This is a genomic window from Haladaptatus sp. AB618, from assembly GCF_024136965.1.
GTDB lineage: Archaea > Halobacteriota > Halobacteria > Halobacteriales > Haladaptataceae > Haladaptatus.
Genome location: NZ_JAMYJX010000002.1, coordinates 442,525 through 459,935 on the forward strand (window position 1 = coordinate 442,525; position 17,411 = coordinate 459,935).

At 62.1% G+C, this 17,411-nt stretch carries 21 protein-coding genes; 7 read left to right on the forward strand and 14 right to left on the reverse strand.

Going from position 1 to position 17,411, the window contains the following annotated elements; all coding sequences use genetic code 11:
• Window positions 1-10 precede the first annotated feature (10 nt).
• Window positions 11-439: a bis(5'-nucleosyl)-tetraphosphatase gene (locus NKF26_RS09095; protein ID WP_253226563.1), complete on the reverse strand. Its 429-nt coding sequence runs from the start codon at window positions 437-439 to the stop codon at window positions 11-13.
• A 191-nt stretch (window positions 440-630) separates the two neighbouring features.
• Between NKF26_RS09095 and NKF26_RS09100 the strand changes: the two genes are divergently transcribed.
• On the forward strand, window positions 631-963 hold the full coding sequence (locus tag NKF26_RS09100) for an uS10/mL48 family ribosomal protein (RefSeq protein WP_253226562.1): 333 nt from the start codon (window positions 631-633) through the stop codon (window positions 961-963).
• An 88-nt stretch (window positions 964-1,051) separates the two neighbouring features.
• Here the strand turns inward: NKF26_RS09100 and NKF26_RS09105 are convergent, their stop codons facing one another.
• The 3 genes from NKF26_RS09105 to NKF26_RS09115 form a co-directional block, all read right to left on the reverse strand.
• A complete protein-coding gene (locus NKF26_RS09105; protein WP_253226561.1) occupies window positions 1,052-1,495 on the reverse strand; it encodes a hypothetical protein in 444 nt (147 codons plus the stop codon).
• Between the two features lie 104 nt (window positions 1,496-1,599).
• Window positions 1,600-1,860 (reverse strand): hypothetical protein, encoded by a 261-nt coding sequence (locus tag NKF26_RS09110; RefSeq protein WP_253226560.1) that lies wholly within the window; start codon window positions 1,858-1,860, stop codon window positions 1,600-1,602.
• Window positions 1,857-3,323 (reverse strand): Na+/H+ antiporter NhaC family protein, encoded by a 1,467-nt coding sequence (locus tag NKF26_RS09115; protein WP_369682135.1) that lies wholly within the window; start codon window positions 3,321-3,323, stop codon window positions 1,857-1,859. Before NKF26_RS09115 ends, NKF26_RS09110 begins: the two co-directional genes overlap by 4 nt.
• Window positions 3,324-3,682: 359 nt before the next feature.
• Here NKF26_RS09115 and NKF26_RS09120 point away from each other — a divergent pair, with 359 nt between their 5' ends.
• Together NKF26_RS09120 and NKF26_RS09125 are read left to right on the forward strand one after the other, a co-directional pair.
• On the forward strand, window positions 3,683-4,966 hold the full coding sequence (locus NKF26_RS09120) for an amidohydrolase (protein WP_253226558.1): 1,284 nt from the start codon (window positions 3,683-3,685) through the stop codon (window positions 4,964-4,966).
• Between the two features lie 173 nt (window positions 4,967-5,139).
• Window positions 5,140-5,457: a HalOD1 output domain-containing protein gene (locus NKF26_RS09125; protein ID WP_253226557.1), complete on the forward strand. Its 318-nt coding sequence runs from the start codon at window positions 5,140-5,142 to the stop codon at window positions 5,455-5,457.
• A 174-nt stretch (window positions 5,458-5,631) separates the two neighbouring features.
• Here NKF26_RS09125 and NKF26_RS09130 read toward each other — a convergent pair whose 3' ends face one another.
• The gene (locus tag NKF26_RS09130) at window positions 5,632-6,999 is read right to left on the reverse strand and encodes a geranylgeranyl reductase family protein (RefSeq protein ID WP_253226556.1); all 1,368 of its coding nucleotides are present in this window, start codon (window positions 6,997-6,999) and stop codon (window positions 5,632-5,634) included.
• Window positions 7,000-7,121: 122 nt separating this feature from the next.
• Between NKF26_RS09130 and NKF26_RS09135 the strand changes: the two genes are divergently transcribed.
• Window positions 7,122-7,451, forward strand: coding sequence for a 2Fe-2S iron-sulfur cluster-binding protein (locus tag NKF26_RS09135; RefSeq protein ID WP_066143980.1), 330 nt, complete (start codon window positions 7,122-7,124; stop codon window positions 7,449-7,451).
• 1 nt (window position 7,452) lies between these two features.
• On the opposite strand, the gene NKF26_RS09140 is transcribed toward NKF26_RS09135, so the two are convergent.
• Window positions 7,453-8,253 (reverse strand): aminoglycoside N(3)-acetyltransferase, encoded by an 801-nt coding sequence (locus NKF26_RS09140; RefSeq protein ID WP_253226555.1) that lies wholly within the window; start codon window positions 8,251-8,253, stop codon window positions 7,453-7,455.
• Window positions 8,250-8,834 carry a flavin reductase family protein gene (locus tag NKF26_RS09145; RefSeq protein ID WP_253226554.1) on the reverse strand — a complete coding sequence of 195 codons (585 nt, stop codon included), beginning with the start codon at window positions 8,832-8,834 and terminating at the stop codon, window positions 8,250-8,252. The genes NKF26_RS09140 and NKF26_RS09145 overlap by 4 nt, the downstream gene beginning before the upstream one ends.
• Window positions 8,835-8,961: 127 nt before the next feature.
• On the opposite strand from NKF26_RS09145, the gene NKF26_RS09150 reads away from it, so the two are divergent.
• The gene (locus NKF26_RS09150; protein ID WP_253226553.1) at window positions 8,962-9,750 is read left to right on the forward strand and encodes a YihY/virulence factor BrkB family protein; all 789 of its coding nucleotides are present in this window, start codon (window positions 8,962-8,964) and stop codon (window positions 9,748-9,750) included.
• Window positions 9,751-10,156: 406 nt separating this feature from the next.
• Here the strand turns inward: NKF26_RS09150 and NKF26_RS09155 are convergent, their stop codons facing one another.
• Window positions 10,157-10,411 (reverse strand): hypothetical protein, encoded by a 255-nt coding sequence (locus tag NKF26_RS09155; RefSeq protein WP_253234198.1) that lies wholly within the window; start codon window positions 10,409-10,411, stop codon window positions 10,157-10,159.
• Between the two features lie 99 nt (window positions 10,412-10,510).
• Complete coding sequence (locus NKF26_RS09160) at window positions 10,511-11,662, reverse strand: MBL fold metallo-hydrolase (protein ID WP_253234199.1); 1,152 nt, start codon at window positions 11,660-11,662, stop codon at window positions 10,511-10,513.
• An 87-nt stretch (window positions 11,663-11,749) separates the two neighbouring features.
• Between NKF26_RS09160 and NKF26_RS09165 the strand changes: the two genes are divergently transcribed.
• Together NKF26_RS09165 and NKF26_RS09170 are read left to right on the forward strand one after the other, a co-directional pair.
• Complete coding sequence (locus NKF26_RS09165) at window positions 11,750-12,373, forward strand: rubrerythrin family protein (RefSeq protein WP_253226550.1); 624 nt, start codon at window positions 11,750-11,752, stop codon at window positions 12,371-12,373.
• Window positions 12,374-12,423: 50 nt separating this feature from the next.
• Complete coding sequence (locus NKF26_RS09170) at window positions 12,424-12,789, forward strand: hypothetical protein (protein WP_253226549.1); 366 nt, start codon at window positions 12,424-12,426, stop codon at window positions 12,787-12,789.
• Window positions 12,790-12,817: 28 nt separating this feature from the next.
• On the opposite strand, the gene NKF26_RS09175 is transcribed toward NKF26_RS09170, so the two are convergent.
• The 5 genes from NKF26_RS09175 to NKF26_RS24090 form a co-directional block, all read right to left on the reverse strand.
• A complete protein-coding gene (locus NKF26_RS09175) occupies window positions 12,818-13,237 on the reverse strand; it encodes a DUF5518 domain-containing protein (protein ID WP_253226548.1) in 420 nt (139 codons plus the stop codon).
• An 89-nt stretch (window positions 13,238-13,326) separates the two neighbouring features.
• Window positions 13,327-13,818 carry an NUDIX hydrolase gene (locus tag NKF26_RS09180; RefSeq protein WP_253226547.1) on the reverse strand — a complete coding sequence of 164 codons (492 nt, stop codon included), beginning with the start codon at window positions 13,816-13,818 and terminating at the stop codon, window positions 13,327-13,329.
• A gap of 43 nt (window positions 13,819-13,861) precedes the next feature.
• Window positions 13,862-15,550 carry a PQQ-binding-like beta-propeller repeat protein gene (locus NKF26_RS09185; protein ID WP_253234200.1) on the reverse strand — a complete coding sequence of 563 codons (1,689 nt, stop codon included), beginning with the start codon at window positions 15,548-15,550 and terminating at the stop codon, window positions 13,862-13,864.
• Between the two features lie 370 nt (window positions 15,551-15,920).
• The gene (locus tag NKF26_RS09190) at window positions 15,921-17,159 is read right to left on the reverse strand and encodes a mandelate racemase/muconate lactonizing enzyme family protein (protein WP_253226545.1); all 1,239 of its coding nucleotides are present in this window, start codon (window positions 17,157-17,159) and stop codon (window positions 15,921-15,923) included.
• A gap of 50 nt (window positions 17,160-17,209) precedes the next feature.
• On the reverse strand, window positions 17,210-17,335 hold the full coding sequence (locus NKF26_RS24090) for a hypothetical protein (protein ID WP_256486879.1): 126 nt from the start codon (window positions 17,333-17,335) through the stop codon (window positions 17,210-17,212).
• Window positions 17,336-17,411: the final 76 nt, after the last annotated feature.

Sequence of the window (17,411 nt, forward strand, 5' to 3'; positions counted from 1 at the left end):
TTTCGATTTTTCAGTCGTCGTCGTACTCGTCGAGGAACTCGTGTGCATCCCGGAGGATGTCACGCGGTCCGTCCTGCGTGATGGTGTTTATCGCCTGTTCGTAGTCGCGCCACTGCAGGTCTCGGTGTTCGGTCGAGAGTTCCGCACTGGCCTCGTACGATTTGGCGATGAACAGGTGGACGGTCTTGTGGATCGTCGTCCCGTTCGCCTCGAAGACGTAACTGTAGTCGTCGCGAAAGCCGTCGAGGAGGCGAAAATCCTCGATTCCGGCCTCCTCTTTGACTTCACGTATCGCCGTTTGCTGTAGCTCTTCGTCGCCCTCCACGCCGCCTTTTGGGAACTCCCAATCGCCCGGACGGCTTTTGAGGAGGAGGTATTCTCGTCGACCACGGGTATCCCTGAACAGGATCGCACCCGCGCTCGTAGCGTTAACTGCCATTGGGTCCATGTACGCGGGTAGCCATTAAAGGAATGTCGAAGCAATACAGTCGTTTTCCCGTCTACTCCGTCCTGCGCTTTGAATTCATCCTCTCCTTTTTTATTACATGCCCTCAAAATATAAGCGGAAAGTGGCGAGTCGGAAGCAGACGTTTTACGTAGCAGGATTGTGTACTGCCTACAGAGCTAGCCATGACCTTCATCACAAAAGTACTCCTACAGAGCGGGAACCGGCCCGTTCTCGACAATGTCGTTTCCGACATTCGAAATCTCGCCGGACGAAAAGGCGCGGACTTGCGCGGCCCGCATTCGGACCCGCCGGAACACCACCGCGTACCACAGTATAAAACGCTCTCCGGGGAGGAGGGACGCCAGTTCCGAAGTTGGGACTACACCGTCTACACTCGACGACTGGAAATCGTCGGTCACAACGACGTGTCCCGCCGCGTCGCCCAGATGGACTTCCCACCCGGAATCCGCGTCGAGGTCGAACTCGAACAGATTCAGGGCATGGGCAAAGCCTGATTTTCGTTTCTCTCGGTTCTCGAATTCTCGAACGTCCTCCAACTCGAATCGACGACGGATAGTGGCGACTCGGTTCCTCGACGCCGACTTAGCTTCGGTTGACGGTGGTGTCGAGGAGACCGAGACGGCTACTGAAGACCGCCGCGTCGTTCGAAAATCGATACTTCGTCCGCTCCCGTAGCGTCCCCTTCGTGAACACGTAGGAGGCACCCGCGACGTTGGTCCCCCGCACGTACCGAATCGCGTAGCCGTTGTAGTCGTCCGGTTGCGAGATTTCGGGCGCTTCGCCCCCTCCTGGGAGCATCAACATCCGAACCGTGATCGTCGCCGGAAGCATCGAGACGACCCGAAACTCCGATTCCGCGACGTAATCGTCGAAATACACCAGTACGCTCCGTTCACTCTGTGCCGCGGCCGTCCCGACCCCTGCTATTCCGAGGCCGAGCGCGCTCGCCGTGAGCAGCCCTTTCTTCATGAACTCCCGGCGCGAATCGCCCGCGTCCGGTAGCTCGATCGAGTTTTCCGTTTCCATCGTTCCGCACCCCCCAAGGTACGTACTCGAAAAGAGGCTTTTCGAAGGCATAAACCGGCCGTAAGCGCTCGGTTACGGGGTTACCTCGACGTAACCGAGTCGATTCACTCCCCGTCGATGGTTTCGACGAACGTCGCCCGTCCTCGGTGCTCGTTCGCGTCGAACTCCTCGACGCGAAGTCGAACGCGGTCGTCGACCTTGCCCGGTGGTGCCCCCTCCACTCGGAGGATGGTGTCGCCGACTCGGGCTGTCGCGGTTCCGTTGCGCTGACCGGTGAGGTAGACGTCTATCTCCTCGCCGACCTCGAACGTCGGGGTGCTCGTCCGGAACGACCAGCCCGCGAGATACTTGTCGAGGAGGCTCATACCCGCGCCACCTCCTCGGAACGGCGGTCGGAAACGTATTCGAGGCCGAACCCGGTGAGCGCCGAGAAGAGGAACACGGCGAACAGGAACCAGCCTTGGAAGACGAACGGCCAGACGTGTGCGGGGCTGACGACCATCGACCGCGTGAACCAACCGAACTGGTCGCTGCCCACGAGTTGAACCATCGTCGCGTAGCCGACCAAGACGCCGCCGCCCCACGGGAAGATGTAACCCATGGCGGAGCTGTTGGCGTCGAGGATGTTGGCGCGACGGTAGCCGTTGATGTTGAACCGCTGCCCGATGCGGGCGACGTACGGCGCGATGGCGATTTCGGCGGCGGTGTTGATGGTGATCATGGCGTTGACGCTCGCCGTCCCGAGCACCATGGTCGTCTCGGCGCGCCGAACGTTGGTCGCAACGGTGTTCAACAGCCAGTTCTGGAGCGCCTCGAAGCCGCCGCCCCGGATCATGATCTGTGCCCCCGCGACGATGAGCAGGGTCAATACGATGAGCGGGAAGAAACCTGACGCGCCGCTGTAGAGGCTTCCGCCGACCGTGCCCGCGTTGTCCGCGTTCACGGCGACCGTTTGAACGAACGGTAGGAACCCGAAGGTACTAGCCAGCGGGCCGTTGTTCGGCGCGTAGAACACCAACATCTTCTGAACCGGCGCGAGACCGGTGACGACGTTGATGACGACCGCGAACACGAGTCCCCACGAAATCGCCTCGACGATGTGGCGGCCAGAGATGGCCGTCACGATGACGATGCCCATCGAGACCAGGTGGATGAGGCCGACCGGGTTGCTGTTCAACGAGACGTTCCCCGAGATGTTCGCACCCTCCATCATCATTCCGGCGATGACGTACCCGACGAGCGCGAGCAGCGCCGCGGTGAGCGCGTACTTGAAGCGGGAGGCGACGACGCCGCCGATGTCCGAGTCCTGCGTCACCGCGCTGACGATGGTCGTGTCGCTGACCGGGGCGAGGTTGTCGCCGAACACCGCGCCGGACAGGATTGCGCCGAACAGCAACACCGGGTTGGCACCGACCACGAGTCCTGCGGGGAAGAACAGCCCCGAGAACGCGATGGTCGTCCCGTATCCCGTCCCGATGCCCGTCGCCAACAGCGCCGCGAGGATGAAGGTCGCCGCCGGAAACAGCGACGCGCCGACGTGTAGCGTCTCGGCGGCCCAGACGAGTCCCTGGACGAACTTGCCGTCCTGTAACACTTGGGCGAACATCCCGGCCCAGAGCCACGCGACGATGGCCGTCGCGGCCACGCGCTGGGTCATCCCCTCGAAGATGGTGTTGGCGTACGTCTTCCAGTCGCCCTTCGCGAAGAACATCCCGACGATGAGCGAGACGAGCATCCCGATGACGAGTCCCGATGTGTCTCCGATACCGAGAAACCCGCTCTGGAACACGGCCCAGACGATGAACAATCCGATGGGGAGCGCGCTCATCGCCGTCCCGCCGTAGAACTCGATGCGGGATTCGTGTCGTGCGTGTTCTGCTTGCGCTAACTCTTCTTCGACTTCTTCGTCACGCTCGTCGCTTGGCGTACTCATTCGTATTTCCCTCTGACATCCTGTGACAAGCGACCGGGGTAGTATAAATGTAGTCGGTAACAATTGGCAGACGTCGCGACGTCAGGCGGAAATCGTGAACGGTCGTGTTATTCTGGAGACGACTTTCCGGACGGCTTGGGGGACCCGTTTCATACCGCAATATTCGTGATCTCAAACAATAATATGAGGGGTTCCGACACGTTCTCCTGGCCGCTTTTCGAGTGTTTAATACCCCCGCAATCGTGGCCCATGCTATGAGTCAACAGGAACACCGCGACCGACTCGTCTCGCTCCGACGCGACCTTCACCGCCACCCCGAACCGGCGTGGCGCGAGTTCTACACCACCGCACGGATCGTCGAGGAACTCGAATCAATCGGCGTGGACGAGTTGTACGTCGGGCCGGAGGTACTCGCTCAGGAGGAGCGTATGGCCGTCCCGGACGACGACGAACTCGAAACGTGGTACGAACAGGCTCGTGCGGCGGGGGCACGCGAGGACGTTCTCGAACGGCTCGAAGGCGGCAACACGGGCGCGGTCGCCGTCCTCGAACGGGGCGAGGGACCCACGGTCGCCCTGCGCGTGGACATCGACGGCCTGATTCGCGAGGAATCGACGGACGACGACCACGTTCCTGCCGCCGAAGGCTTCCGCTCGGAGCACCCGGGCGCGATGCACGCCTGCGGGCACGATTCGCACATCACGATGGGAATCGGTGTACTGGAGGCGATCAAGGACAGCGATTTCGAGGGGACGTTCAAGGTCTTCTTCCAACCGGGTGAGGAGATGGTCGCCGGGGCGAAACCGATGGCGAAGAGCGGCCATTTGGACGACGTGGACTACCTGCTGGCGGTGCACATCGGCCTCGATCACCCGACCGGCGAAGTCGTCGCGGGTGTGGGCGGTTTCCTCGCGGTGGATCACTTCCTCGCGGAGTTCACCGGCCAACCGGCCCACGCTGGCGGCCAACCGAACGCGGGCGAGAACGCGATCCAGGCGATGGCGACCGCCGTTCAGAACCTCTACGCCATTCCGCGCCACGAGGACGGCCCGACGCGGATCAACGCGGGACAGGTCGGCGGCGGCACCGCGACGAACATCATCCCGGAGGGGGCCTTCATCGACGGCGAGGTGCGGGGCGAGACGACCGAACTCAAGGACTACATGAAGGAACGTGCCGTCCGTGTCCTCGAAAACGCGGCGGCGATGCACGGCTGTTCGGTCGAACTGAGCTCTGAGGGTGAAGCGCCGAGCGCCGTGAGCGATGACGGATTGGTCGACATCATCCACGACGTCTCCCTGAACACGACTGGCGTCGATAACCCGATCCGGCGCGATACGCTCGGCGGCAGCGAGGACGCCACGTATCTGATGCAGGAGGTTCAGGACAACGGCGGTCTCGCGGCGTACGTCGGCGTCGGAACGGATCACCCGGGCGGCCACCACACCGCGACGTTCGACGTGGACGAGGACAGCCTCGGAATCGGGGTCGATCTACTTTCGACATCCGTCCTCGAAATCGCACAGCAACGACCATAGGTGGTCATCAACGGGCAATCAATCACGACCGCGCCTATGCCCGAGACCTGTTAGACAGCAATTGATAATATAATTCCAACAGTTTCAAAAGAACACGGTAATTTTTATATGCACCCGTCACAACCCTCTGAATGATTCGAACGAGTGTTGCAGTGTTCGAGAGGTACACACCTATGAACGGGAACATCAACGACAGTAACGACGGTGCCGTCATCACGAGTACAGCACAACCGAACCGATACACCAGCTATGCGGACGGGGAGCAACTAAGCACGGCGGTGGTCATGGCACTCGCCGACGTTGCCGGTGTCGATCCAGCGGAGATCGGCGTACCGCTATACGACGTGATCGACCCTGACGCACTCGACAACCTATTTAGCGACAAACACGACGGCTCTCCACGTATGGGTGGAAAAGTCATCTTCACCATCCTCGACTACGAGGTTACCGTACAGAGTTACGGAGAAATCACTATTCGCGAGATAGAGTAGCCCGTCTTCGTTTTTTTTTGCGCCCGCTGGTTCCCGTTCCTTCTTCACGACTCTAACTGTGATATGTAATACCATATCATTCCCGTTCCCCATCCTCCCGACGCTCGATGTTCCCGTAATCGAACCGACTTCGGTCGGCGTTCGTCGAACGAAAAAGACCGCTTCCACCCGGATTCAGTATTTCGGCACCGCGCCGGTCGTCGCGTACACGTCGTCCATCAGGTCGTCACGAACGTCCTGCCACGCCGCGAGGCCGCGCGGGTCGGTCGGGTAGTGTTCGTAGTGGTCGAGGAGTTTGTCGGCCAACCGCTTCGTCTTGTAGAGGTCGTAGACGAGTCGCCAGTGGTTGCGCGCATCGAGCGCGGTCTGGAGTTTGAGCTTCGTCCCGATACTGGCACTGCCCGAGTACAGCGCTTCCGAGAGTTTCTCCGCGGGGAGCGCGCCGAGCATCCCCATCAGGTCGTCCACGTCCACCGCGGTCGTGAAGATGTTGTAGATGTCGAGACCGGCGTAGCGCGCGCCGAAATGGTCCATGACCTTCCGGTTGTACTCCCAGAGGGCGTGCTCGCTCGTATCGCCGGTTTCGATGGCCTCGATGGCCTGCTCACCCGCGTACTTGCCCGCGTAGGCCGCACCCGCGATGCCGCCGCCCGTGGTCGGGTTGACGTGCCCTGCGGCGTCGCCGACGGCCATATAACCGTGGGCGGTCGCCGAATCGTACGGTCGTCGGGTCGGCAGCGCCGCCCCGAGCTTGTCCGTGACGGTCGCACCCTCGAACTCCGGTCGGTTTCGGAGGTCGTGCTTCAGGTCGTCGACGAGCTCCATCGGCTCCTCGTTCATCTGGAAGCCGAGACCGGCGTTGATCTCCGTGCTGGTGCGCGGGAAGTACCACAGGTACCCCGCGGCGCGGTCGGTCGGCTTGAAGACGAGCGCGTCGTCCCACTCGACCGGCTCCTCGACGTGCACGATTTCGCGGTAGGCCGAACAGAACTGCGAGTAGGAGACGTTCGTGTCGAACGTCGCCCCCGAAAAGTCCGTCTTGTCCTGCAACAGCGACATCGATCCGGCGGCGTCGATGACGATGTCGGATTCGTACTCGATGACGTCGCCGTTCTTCTTGGCACGAACGCCCGTGACGCGTCCGTCGTTCTCCTGCGTCACGTCCTGCACGACCGTGTCGTAGTGGAACTCGGTACCGGCCGCCTTCGCCCCCTCGATGATGAGCCGTCCGTACTTCCAGCGGTCGATGACGGCGAGTTCACCGGGAACGGGGATTTCGAGCACCGTGTCCTCCTGCGGAATCTCGAACCGACCGTGGTCCACGCCGGTGTTGGTGAACGCCGGTTCGATTCGCTCCTTGGGAATCGCCTCCGGGAAGGCGTCCGCCCCCTTCAACGCGTCACCACACGCGATGTGGCCCGCTTCTTCCTCGTTCTTCCGCTCGATGACGGCTACATCGAACCCCTCACGCGCGACGGTCGCCGCGGCGTAACACCCCGACGTTCCCGCACCGACAACGACCATATCAAATTGTTCGCTCATGTGTGTCGCTACGAGAGGGCAACGAGAAAACTCTTTATCCCCTATTGTGTCGCATCTTCCACGACTAAAATGTCCGGCGACGTCCATAAAGAGTTTTGCCGAGTTGTTCCGTACGCCGAGGTATGACCGAGTACACCGTCGAGTTCGTCGGGACCGGTGAATCCATCGAAGTTTCGGACAAACAGACCATCCTCAAGGCCTGCATCGAGGAGGGCATCGCACAGGAGTACTCCTGCCGCGTCGGCATGTGTCTCGCCTGCTCGGCCGAAATCATCGAAGGGGAGGTCACCCAACCCGCCGCTCGCGGCCTGACCGAAGAAGAGGCCGAACGCTACGCGCTCACCTGCATGGCCCGACCGCGAAGCGACCTGAAACTCGACCGTGGAAAATATCCCCCGAGCATCGAAGCCGACGCCGACGCGATGGACGAAGCCGCCGCGGCCGACGACTGAGCTATCTGTTCTCCGATATCCATTTCGTCCCGAACTCGACCAGTTCCCGCTGTGAGAGGAGCGTCGCGTCGGCTTCGCCGACGCGTCCGCGCCGCACCGAATGGTCCTCTTCGAACGCCGCTTCGATTTCCCGGAAGTCGTCCTCGCTTTCGGGTTCCTCGTACGTCACCCATCGACGCTCGCCGTTTTCCAGCACCGGTCCGCCGTTTTGCTCGTACGACTTGCCGTCGTACTCTGCCCGATACTCCGCCAGATGGAGCGACGTGTTCGCATCCACGCCTAGCCGGAGGACCCGCGCGTCGAGGTCGAAGAGCCGCGCCAGCGGTGACTCCTCGCCGAGCGACGAGTCGTAGGCGTGATTCTCGACCACGAAATCGGCGTCCGCGCCCCACGCCGCGAACGACGAGACGGGATGGGCGCTTCGGCGGACGCCGGGATAATCCCGGAAGCAGTCCGCGATGGCACCGATGCCGCGCGTCGGCGTGAGTTCCGGCCGGAACGGCGGCGACGTTTCCTTGACCGTCTCCACCCAGTCGTCGGGAACGGGCGGGTTCTCCCAGTGGATCGGGTCCGACAGCTGTGAGGAGTGAGCGGGCATGGCGAGCGTCCCAGTCGCCGTGACGACGCCCATCAGCGCGTCCACGACGGCCGGTGCACCGCCGGGAACCCACCCGAGCGCCGAGAGCGACGCGTGGACGAGCACCGTGTCCCCCGCCGACAAGCCGAGTTCCCGCAGGTCGGCTTCCAATCTCTCACACGTCACCGGTTCGTCGGTTCGCTCGACCGCGTCCCCCTCGCTCATGGCGGCCGTTCCATCGAAAATCGGTCACCCGTGTGGGTGTAGAGGCTTCCCGAAAGGCGACCGACGGCGTCGATCTTGTTCACGTCGAGTTTCCCGTCGGTCGTCACGTCGTCGTCCACGTGCACCCACTCGACCTTTCCGAGCACCATCGTGGACGCGCCGAGGTCCACCATCTCGTGCAGCGAACACTCGAACGAGACCGGCGATTCGGCGACGCGCGGCGCGTTCACGGTCTCCGATTCCGCGCGGGTGAGTCCGGCGTGGTCGAACTCGTTCTCCCCGTGGGGGAGCGTCGCGCTCGTCTCGTTCATCGCCTCGGCGACTGATTCGGTGACGATGTTGACGACGAACTCCTCGGTCTCCTGGATGTTTGTCGGCGTGTCCTTCAAACCGTCCTGTCCGTCCGCGGCCGAGAACATCAACATCGGCGGGGCGACGCTCGCGACGTTGAAGAAACTGTACGGTGCAAGGTTCACCACGCCGTCCGCGCTCCGCGAACTCACCCACGCGATGGGGCGCGGAATCACCGCCCCCGCCAGCGTTCGGTACAGCGAACCGCCTGCGTCCGGATCGATTTCCATACGCATGAAACGAAACGCGATGACAAACGGATTTCGGGTGCGGTCGGTTCTGCCGGGACGGTCTCGTCTCCCGATTCGTCATTTCTACAGCCGAATCAAACATTACGTAAGAAATCCATTTCCCTGTATGAGCGTCACCGAGTCGGCACGATCGGTCATCGATGTCGTCCAAGAACGAAATATCACGTTCCTCGCGGCCAGCTTTGCCTACTACGCGTTCGTCTCGCTCTTTCCGCTACTCATCCTCGCGTTGACCATCGGGACACTCCTCGGCGGAAAGGAGTTCTCGACCATGCTCATCGACGCTTCCAAACAGTTCCTCTCCAAGGAGGGGACAACCATCGTCGACCGGACGCTGACGAATTCCTCCGGAAGCGCCGGAGCGTCCATCATCAGTGTCATCCTTCTGGTTTGGAGTAGCCTCAAGCTGTTTCGAGGGCTGGTTATCTCCTTCGAGGAAGTGTATCAGCGATTCCCGGACACGGGTATCGTCGAACAGGTAAAGAAAGGTCTCGTGACACTCGTCGCGGTGGTTCTCGGCATCGCGTTGATGGTCGGCATCGGCGCCGTTCTCGGGTCGTCGCTGTTCGTGAACGTTCCGCACATCGGGACCATCGCCAGTGCCGTCCTACTGTTGGGTCTCGTGTTCGTCTTCTTCCCGCTGTACTACGTCCTCCCGCCGGTGGACATGTCGTTTCGGGAGGCGCTACCGGGGACGATTTTCGCCGCACTCGGCTGGTTGGTGCTTCAAGCCGGATTCCAATTCTTCCTCAGTGGGGCGAGTAAGTACGGACTCAGCGGAATCCTCGGGACGATTATCGTCTTCCTCACGTGGCTCTACTTCGCGGGTATCATCATACTGGCCGGTGCCGCCGTCAACCTCGTCGCCGCGGACCGCAGTGCGGCGACCATCTGAGTGGGGTTCTCGTCACTGTTCGGTGTTTTGTCGTGTAGCACTTTTCGAATCGAGATGAACACGAGCGCAGGTTCGGGTGAGAGGTAGACGCCGAACAGCCGTGTTTGGTCGGTATGTGATTGCGGTTACTGAGAAGCAGACTACCTCGAAAGTCCCCACTCGCTCGCTACGACATTGATTTGATTTTGGTTCTTGTGCGATTGCAACTACTGGGAAGACTACCTCGAAAGCCCCCGCCCGCTCGCGGTCCTCCGGAAGACGTTCCGGCTCACATTCGTTCGCGGGCTGCGACTTCCGTGGTCACCCTCACTGCATTCACGTGACGCTCGACCGACATCTCTCCGTCGGCACTTCGTGCCTTGGCAAGAGCAAAGCTCTTGCCTGCTCTCGTGCGCTCCTCTGTCGCTCACGAGAACTCCTCCGAGAGAGGTCGGCGAGACGACCACGCGGTGCGCGAGCGGGCGGCCCCTTTCAACCCGCCGTCGGAGACAAGCTCCGACGAGCCATTCGTTCGCAGGCTCACGAAGACCTCGCGCGGGCGCACTGGCGTGCGCCACCGTCGGAGACAAGCTCCGACGAGCCACTCGTTCACTGCGTTCACGAGAACTTCGTTCACGAGGGCGTCGCGCGCCGTGCGGATGGTTCGTATCGTGTAGCCCATACTGCACTCACACACTCATCAAACACGTCTCGTTTCGTAGCTGACGGGGGCTTTCTGGGCTGTCATCGAACCCGTTGCCGTACGTTCATACGAACTTCCCTACACCGCACAGTTGTTCGGGCCGAGTTCGAGTTCGAACGCGGTCTCCGAATCGACCGTTTCTCGCCCGAGATTCACCGACACGATCTCCTCGTAGTTGGCCGGTCGCGGCGGCAGATCGTCCGCGACGCGTGCGACGAACTCGTCCCTGTCGAGAGAGAGGAGCGAAACCGAATCGCGGACCGCTGACAGGGGCGCGGTGAACGTCCCGTCGCTCGCTCGGGGCGTCCCCGAGCGAACGTGTCCCGGCGCGACGAGCGTCTCTCCCGGCAGCGAACGGATGCGGTCGTGGAGCGTCGCGTAGAGCGAGTCGGCGAGCGAGCGCGCGCCGTCGCTCCCCGCCTCCAGGTCGGGGCGACCGATGCCGTCCAGAAACAGCGTGTCGGCGCTGAACAGAACGCCGTCGAACCTAAACAGGGTCATCTCGCTGGTGTGGCCCGGCGCGTGGAGCGCGGTCAGCGTTCCGTCCCCGAGTTCGAGTTTGTCACCGTCCGCGACGAGCGTGACGTGCGTGGCATCGAACGCCAGCCCACGTTCCTCCGCTCCCGTCGGAAGCACCGGCGTCGCTTCGCTCCGCTCCGCAACCGCTCGGATCCCGCTGACGTGGTCGGCGTGGACGTGCGTGTCGATGGCGTAGCGGAGGTCCGCACCCCGCTCGGCCGCGTCCGCGACGTATCGGTCGGCGAATTCGCGCAACGGGTCGATGACGGCGGCTTCGTCGTCCGAAATCACGAGGTAGGACAGACAACCGCTGGACGGGCGTTCGTACTGGACGACGGTTCCGCTGTCGGCGTCGATTTCGCGGGCGACGAGGACTTTCGCCCAGCCCTCCATCCCTTCTTCGAGGTTCAACACGTCCAGTCCCTCCTCGCGGAGCAGTTCGGCGACGCCCTCGCTCGCGTCGCCTTGCGGACAGACGGCGACGACCGGTCCGTCTTCGTCGGCCGAATCGAGGTCGAGCGATTCGACGAGTTCCGGAATTTCGCCGCGCACCTTCGCACCCATGAATTCGGCGTACGGCCGCTGTATCGTTCGCGGTGCGTCGATGTGCCACGCCTCGAACTCGTCGCGGTTGCGAACGTCGAGTATCGAGAGCGACTCACCCCGCTGAAGTCGGTCGTACAGTTCGGTCGGTGAGAGGGCGTCGGCCATGAAGGACGTACGCCGTGCAACTCCAAAAGGAATCGCGTGAATCCCACGCCGCCCAAACGTTATACTCGGCGTCGTCGTGTGATGGCTATGAACCCGGACGACTTCGCCGACAGGGTGGGTGCGGAGAAATCGACCGAACTCGACCGCCTCGGGTCACAACAACTGCTGGTCGCGCTGACGGGTGCCGACCTCGAACCCGAGGTGGTGCTCACGGCGTCCGCGAACAGCGAGCGCAGCGCCGCCGAGACGTTCGCCGAATGGGGCGACGGGAGCGACGACGCACGGGAGACGTTCGAGCGGTTGGCGGACCAGGAACGGGACCACTACGAGCGCGTCGTCGCCGAGTTGGACGAATTCGAACCGCTGGATTCTATCGACTCGATGCAGGCATATCTCCGTGGATTGGACGACGACATCTCGCGGGCGGGCGGACTGGTCGGCCGGTCGCTCGTCGGAAATCGAACCCTGCTGCAGGTCGTGAACTTCTTCGTCAATAAAGCCGACGAGCGCCGAGCGGATATCTTCCGCGACCTGCGCGCCGATACCCGGGAAAACGTCGAGGACGGCACGGCCGTGCTCGCCGAATGCTGTGCGGACGACGACGACTGGAATCGGGCGTTCGACGTCGCGACCGAAACCGTTCAGATAGCCTACGACGACTACGCTGACACCCTCACCGGAATGGGTCTCGACCCGAAACCCATCTGTTGAGATTCCGTCGATGTAGCGATACTTATCACACGCCTCCGGCAACACGCGGCATGGTCGATGGCTCCCGAATCCTCAGCACCACGTTCGCGCTGAGTTTGGCGTTGGTGACGCTCGCCGGTCCGTTGGCGACCGCACTCGGCTTCGGAACCCAGCAGTTTTGGGTGGTCGGCGTGCTGGGCATCGCGCTCGTCGTCTCCTACGCCGCGCTCTCGTACAATCCCGACCTGTACGTCGATGGTGTCTGGCACTTCGCTTTTCTCGTCTTCCTGCTCTCCATCGGGGTTCATTTCCTGCTCGGAACGGGACTGACGGACGGAAACGCCACGGCGACGGAAATCGTGCTGGTGTGGCTGTTTTCGGCCGGTGCGGTCGCCGTCGCGTTCAAAACGACCGCCATCGAGCAGTTGCGGGTGTAAAATTGTCCTTCTTCCTCGGGTCGACTCCCTACGCGGGCCGATGACGTGGACCCTTCCGTTTCGCCAACTTGCTCCCGACTATCGCGCCCAACTCGCCGGTCAGTGCGGCCAGACCGAAGGAGAGCACGGCGAACGCAAGTGTCATGAGTACGGCGGTGACCGAGAACCACAGCGGGTTGGACGATTCGAACGTGAACCGTAACATATCGAACAGCATCACCAGTATCGGAAGTCCGCCGATCAGTCCGGCGCGCGCTCCGACGTGATCGCGCGTTCCCGTATTCCGGGTTAGGAAGTAACCGGCGAGAATGCCGCCGCCGAACACTGATACGAGTGACACCTTCGACCCGGTCTGCCAGTAGCTAGCCGCGGTAAACGGGAGGGAGGCCACCCCTCCGAGGATAGCGTACTTCCACGCGTCGTCCAACTGCCGAAGGGAGGGCGTCATGAGAAACAGGAGAGATTACTCCTCATCAGAATATAAATTATTTGTATAGTACAGGAATGATAGAAATCCGTCTCTCCCCCGACTCGGATTCACAGATACCCCCGAAGCAACTCCCCGTCGTGCAGGTTCTCGGGAACCTTATCGAACCATCGCGCCGCGGAAATTCCCTCACCCGCCACGCCCAATCGGGATGCATCCGGAATCTCACCGTCCGCACGTGCCGCATACACGACGTACTTCGCCGTGAACCACTCCTCGTCGTCTTCCGCCGCGACGTACGATTGTTCGAAAACGACCAGCGGTGCGTCGATGGCCGCGTTCAATCCCGTCTCCTCACGCACTTCCCGTCTCGCCGCCTCGGCCGTCGTTTCCCCACTTTCGACACCGCCGCCGGGAAGGATCCACCCGTCCGACCACCCGTTCTTCACGAGGGCGATTCGTCCGTCGGCGTCCCGAACCCGCGCGGCGGCGGTCAGCCCCGTCCCGTCGAGCGCCCACTCCCGAAGCGACTCCAGTTTCGACTCCGGAAGGTGGAGCGTTTGTCGTTCACGCGGTGCGTCGCGCGCGATTTCGTCGGGCATGCCCGTCGGTTCGTACTCGCCGACAAAAATCGGTCGGGAAAAATCACTCCTCGTCGCCGAACTTGGCACGGAGCGCCGCACCCAGACCGGCGATGCCGCCGACCCCGGTGAGGATGCCGAATCCGGGTTGTCCCTTCGAACTGGTCGTACTCGTCGCCGTGCTGGTATTCGTCCCGCTGCCAGCGGCGTCAGTCGTGTTTGTCATCCCCGTTCCGGGGCTTCCCTCTGTGGTCGTCCCGGTCGTCGTCCCCGTTCCGGTCGTGGTCGTTGTTCCGGTCGTGGTCGTCCCCGCTTCCGTCGTGGATGTCGTCGTTTCGGTCGTCGAACCCCCAGTCGTCGTCGCCGTATCCGTGGTGGTTTCGGTCGTGGTCCCGTCGGTGGTCGTGGTATCCGTGGTTGTTTCGTCGGTGGTCGTGGTATCCGTGGTTGTTTCGTCGGTGGTCGTGGTATCCGTGGTCGTTTCCTCCGTCGTCGTGGTCGTCGGTTCGCCGTCGCTTCCGAGGACGTAGAAGTCGCCGTACTTCGTGTACTCGTAGTCGATGGTCGATTTCATCGGGTACGTCGCGGTGTACACCTTCCCGTCGGCGACGACAGGCGAGTTGGCCGCAGGGCCGGTGTCCGCGGAATCCCACCCTCCGAATTCGTACTGCCAATCCTGTTCGCCCGACGCCGCATCGATGGCGAGGAGCACCGCGTTCCCCCCGTCGCCGCCGACCCGTCCACCGGCGTAGAGGGTCCCGTCGGCGACCGTCACCGCCCCGGAGAGCGTGGCGTTTGCCTCGTGTGTCCACACCGTCTCACCGCTCTTCGCGTCGAGCGCCAGCAGCGTATCCCCAGCGTGGAAGTAGACACGTCCGTCCGCGACCGTGAGCCGGTCCTGAAACCAGTAGTCCGAATAGTCGATCGACGTCGTCCACTGAACCGTCCCGTCGTCCACCGACCGCGCCGTGACGGCGTGATTCGTCTTGCCATCGTTGACGACGCCGTACACCACCCCATCGGCCACCGCTTGCAGTTCGTCGTCGTCGCCCGACGCGTCCCACAGAACGGACCCGTCGCTCGTGTCGAGCGCGACTCCCATCTCGGAGAACAGCGTTCCATCGGCGTAGCATGCGCTCCCGTTCGCACCGTCGGTCTTCCAGATCTGGTCACCAGTTCCGGGGTCGAGTTGGGCCATGCCGTTCGCCACCTCGGCGAACAGTGTCCCGTCCACCACCATCGGATTCGAGAACCCGAGGGAGTCCTCCTTGTGCCACTTCGTCTCGCCGTTGTTGCTGTCGAGGGCGAAGAACCCGGTCGCTTCCGCGTCCTCGGAACCGTACGTTTCGAAGTAGATGGTCCCGTCGGCGAGCGTCGGCGTCCCCGGGCGCGAGATGTCGTCCTTCTTCCACACCGTCGCTCCCTCCCGTTGGTCGTAGGCGGCGACGTATCCCTCGCTGCCTGACGGGGAGTTCGTCGTCGTCACGGCCAGATATATCGTCCCGTCCGCGACGAGCGGTTCGACGGTGTGCATCCCGCCGTCCAAATCGAATGTCCACTCCGTGTCCACGTTCGAGTTCGGTCCGCTATCGGTCGTCGCCCCGGTTCGCCCCGCGTTCCCCCGAAACGTCGTCCACGAACCGGCCGAGCCACCGGTGCCTTTCGCCTGTACCGCGAACTCCGCGCCGACCGCGAGGGTCGCGCCGAGGACGGTCGTCGCCTTGAGGAAATCACGCCGATTCGTTGCGCGCATGGAATATTCGAAAGTATGGCGTTTGGATATAGTTTTCGACTAATTTCATGTGAAAATGGTTTCGAATGTTGGCAATTATAGGATATGTCTCTAAGTTTGTTCGATACCTCCCCTCTTCGAGTTGAATCGGCTTCGGCGTGTGATATTCTCCTTTCGAGAAGTATCTCATGACGGAAAAATAGCTTTCAGCCGTCGACGTGCAAGCCGTCGAATGTGACCCAACGCAAACGTATTGGGGAGTTAGAATTATCGACTTTTTCCAATACTTCCTTTCGGTTCCGTCGAACAATGCAAATCAGAGATTTGTTGGCTCGACGAGATTTACGCTTCGTCGAACACGCAAATCAGAGATTCGCTGGCTCGACGAAGCTCACGCTTCGTCGAACAATTCCTCGCCCTCGACCATGTGCTCCTCGACGGCGTCGATGTCGAGCGTCAGGCCGAGACCGGGTTTCTCGGGGATCGTGATGTAGCCGTCCTCGATGACGTCCTCCTCCACGAGGTCCTCCCACCAGCCGAGCTGGTAGGAGTGGTATTCGACCGCCAGCGAGTTCGGGATGGCCGTGCCGACGTGCGCGCTCGCCATCGTCGCGATGGGCGAGGAGACGTTGTGCATGGCGACGGGGACGTAGTACTGGTTGGCGACGTCCGCGATTTTGCGGGTTTCGCGCATGCCACCGACCTTGGGCAGGTCGGGCGCGATGATGTCCACAGCGAGGTTCTCGATGAGGCGGCGCTCCTCGGTGACGCGGTAGCGGTTCTCACCGACCGTGATGGGCGTCGAGGTGGACTTCGTGACCTCTTCCTGTACCTTGAGGTTCTCCGGTGGGACGGGGTCTTCGAGCCACCAGACGTCGTAGTCCTCGATGGCTTTGGCGAGTCGTTTCGCGCTCCCGGCCGAGAACGTCCAGTGACAGTCGAACGCGACGTCGGCGCGGTCCTTCACGCGCTCGGTGACCGTCTCCACGATCTCGGCTTTGTGACGGATCTCGCCGGGTCGCAGGTGGCGGTTCGCGCGGTCCTTTTCGAACCCGGACGGCACGTCGAGGTCGAACTTGAGCGCGTCGTAGCCCAGTTCCTCGACGACGCGTTCGGCTTCGTCGGCGCACGCCTCGGGGTCGGCCTCGTCCGCGGTGTGGCAGTCACAGTAGACGCGAACCTTGTCGCGGTACTTGCCGCCGAGCAGTTGGTAGGCAGGAATGTCGAGAATCTTGCCCGCGAGGTCGTGTAGCGCGATCTCGATGCCGGAGATGGCGGTAATGGTTACGCCTTCGATGGAACCCTCGCCGGACATCTTCTGGACGAGGTGTTCGAACAATCGGTCGATGTCGAGCGGGTTCTCGCCGATGACGAACGGCTTCATGCGCTCGATGAGTTCGGGAACACCGGCACCCCAGTAGGCTTCACCCGTGCCGACGATTCCCGCGTCGGTGTACAGGCGGACGAGCGTCCACGGGAAGTTCCCGTCGATCATCGTCGTCTGGACGTCCGTTATCTCGATGTCGCGCTTATCGCCCCGCGAGGCCTTCGTTCCCATCGTCTCGCTGGAGAGATTGCGCATCGTGTACTCTGCGTTGGGGTCGTGCAGTGTCGCATAGTCGCGTCCCATACCCGCGGGTACTTCTTCGGTAGTAAAAGTTTACGTGGTATCGTCCGTAATTACTGGAGCACATCCACGGGGGTCTCCGCACTGATCCACGCGTGGATCGAATCCTCTGCGCGAAGTTCGTATCTCCCGCGTCGATAGTAGCCGACGACCCGTGGCTCGGTCTGCTGATTAGGCATCTCGTGTATCCCTTCGACCCTCCTCACCCTTACTATTGACCAGTTAACCGGTTACGCCCCCTGATAGTCCCACCGT

What these genes read in the sequence shown, in the direction of transcription:
- NKF26_RS09120 (WP_253226558.1), top strand. Translation starts at nt 3,683, where the DNA reads ATGAGTCAACAGGAACACCGCGACCGACTCGTCTCGCTCCGACGCGAC.
- NKF26_RS09170 (WP_253226549.1), top strand. Translation starts at nt 12,424, where the DNA reads ATGGTCGATGGCTCCCGAATCCTCAGCACCACGTTCGCGCTGAGTTTG.
- NKF26_RS09100 (WP_253226562.1), top strand. Translation starts at nt 631, where the DNA reads ATGACCTTCATCACAAAAGTACTCCTACAGAGCGGGAACCGGCCCGTT.
- NKF26_RS09185 (WP_253234200.1), bottom strand. Translation starts at nt 15,550, where the DNA reads ATGCGCGCAACGAATCGGCGTGATTTCCTCAAGGCGACGACCGTCCTC.
- NKF26_RS09105 (WP_253226561.1), bottom strand. Translation starts at nt 1,495, where the DNA reads ATGGAAACGGAAAACTCGATCGAGCTACCGGACGCGGGCGATTCGCGC.
- NKF26_RS09180 (WP_253226547.1), bottom strand. Translation starts at nt 13,818, where the DNA reads ATGCCCGACGAAATCGCGCGCGACGCACCGCGTGAACGACAAACGCTC.
- NKF26_RS09110 (WP_253226560.1), bottom strand. Translation starts at nt 1,860, where the DNA reads ATGAGCCTCCTCGACAAGTATCTCGCGGGCTGGTCGTTCCGGACGAGC.
- NKF26_RS09140 (WP_253226555.1), bottom strand. Translation starts at nt 8,253, where the DNA reads ATGAGCGAGGGGGACGCGGTCGAGCGAACCGACGAACCGGTGACGTGT.
- NKF26_RS09135 (WP_066143980.1), top strand. Translation starts at nt 7,122, where the DNA reads ATGACCGAGTACACCGTCGAGTTCGTCGGGACCGGTGAATCCATCGAA.
- NKF26_RS09130 (WP_253226556.1), bottom strand. Translation starts at nt 6,999, where the DNA reads ATGAGCGAACAATTTGATATGGTCGTTGTCGGTGCGGGAACGTCGGGG.
- NKF26_RS09095 (WP_253226563.1), bottom strand. Translation starts at nt 439, where the DNA reads ATGGCAGTTAACGCTACGAGCGCGGGTGCGATCCTGTTCAGGGATACC.
- NKF26_RS09160 (WP_253234199.1), bottom strand. Translation starts at nt 11,662, where the DNA reads ATGGCCGACGCCCTCTCACCGACCGAACTGTACGACCGACTTCAGCGG.
- NKF26_RS09155 (WP_253234198.1), bottom strand. Translation starts at nt 10,411, where the DNA reads ATGGGCTACACGATACGAACCATCCGCACGGCGCGCGACGCCCTCGTG.
- NKF26_RS09150 (WP_253226553.1), top strand. Translation starts at nt 8,962, where the DNA reads ATGAGCGTCACCGAGTCGGCACGATCGGTCATCGATGTCGTCCAAGAA.
- NKF26_RS09145 (WP_253226554.1), bottom strand. Translation starts at nt 8,834, where the DNA reads ATGGAAATCGATCCGGACGCAGGCGGTTCGCTGTACCGAACGCTGGCG.
- NKF26_RS09165 (WP_253226550.1), top strand. Translation starts at nt 11,750, where the DNA reads ATGAACCCGGACGACTTCGCCGACAGGGTGGGTGCGGAGAAATCGACC.
- NKF26_RS09115 (WP_369682135.1), bottom strand. Translation starts at nt 3,323, where the DNA reads ATGAGCGCGCTCCCCATCGGATTGTTCATCGTCTGGGCCGTGTTCCAG.
- NKF26_RS09125 (WP_253226557.1), top strand. Translation starts at nt 5,140, where the DNA reads ATGAACGGGAACATCAACGACAGTAACGACGGTGCCGTCATCACGAGT.
- NKF26_RS09190 (WP_253226545.1), bottom strand. Translation starts at nt 17,159, where the DNA reads ATGGGACGCGACTATGCGACACTGCACGACCCCAACGCAGAGTACACG.
- NKF26_RS09175 (WP_253226548.1), bottom strand. Translation starts at nt 13,237, where the DNA reads ATGACGCCCTCCCTTCGGCAGTTGGACGACGCGTGGAAGTACGCTATC.
- NKF26_RS24090 (WP_256486879.1), bottom strand. Translation starts at nt 17,335, where the DNA reads ATGCCTAATCAGCAGACCGAGCCACGGGTCGTCGGCTACTATCGACGC.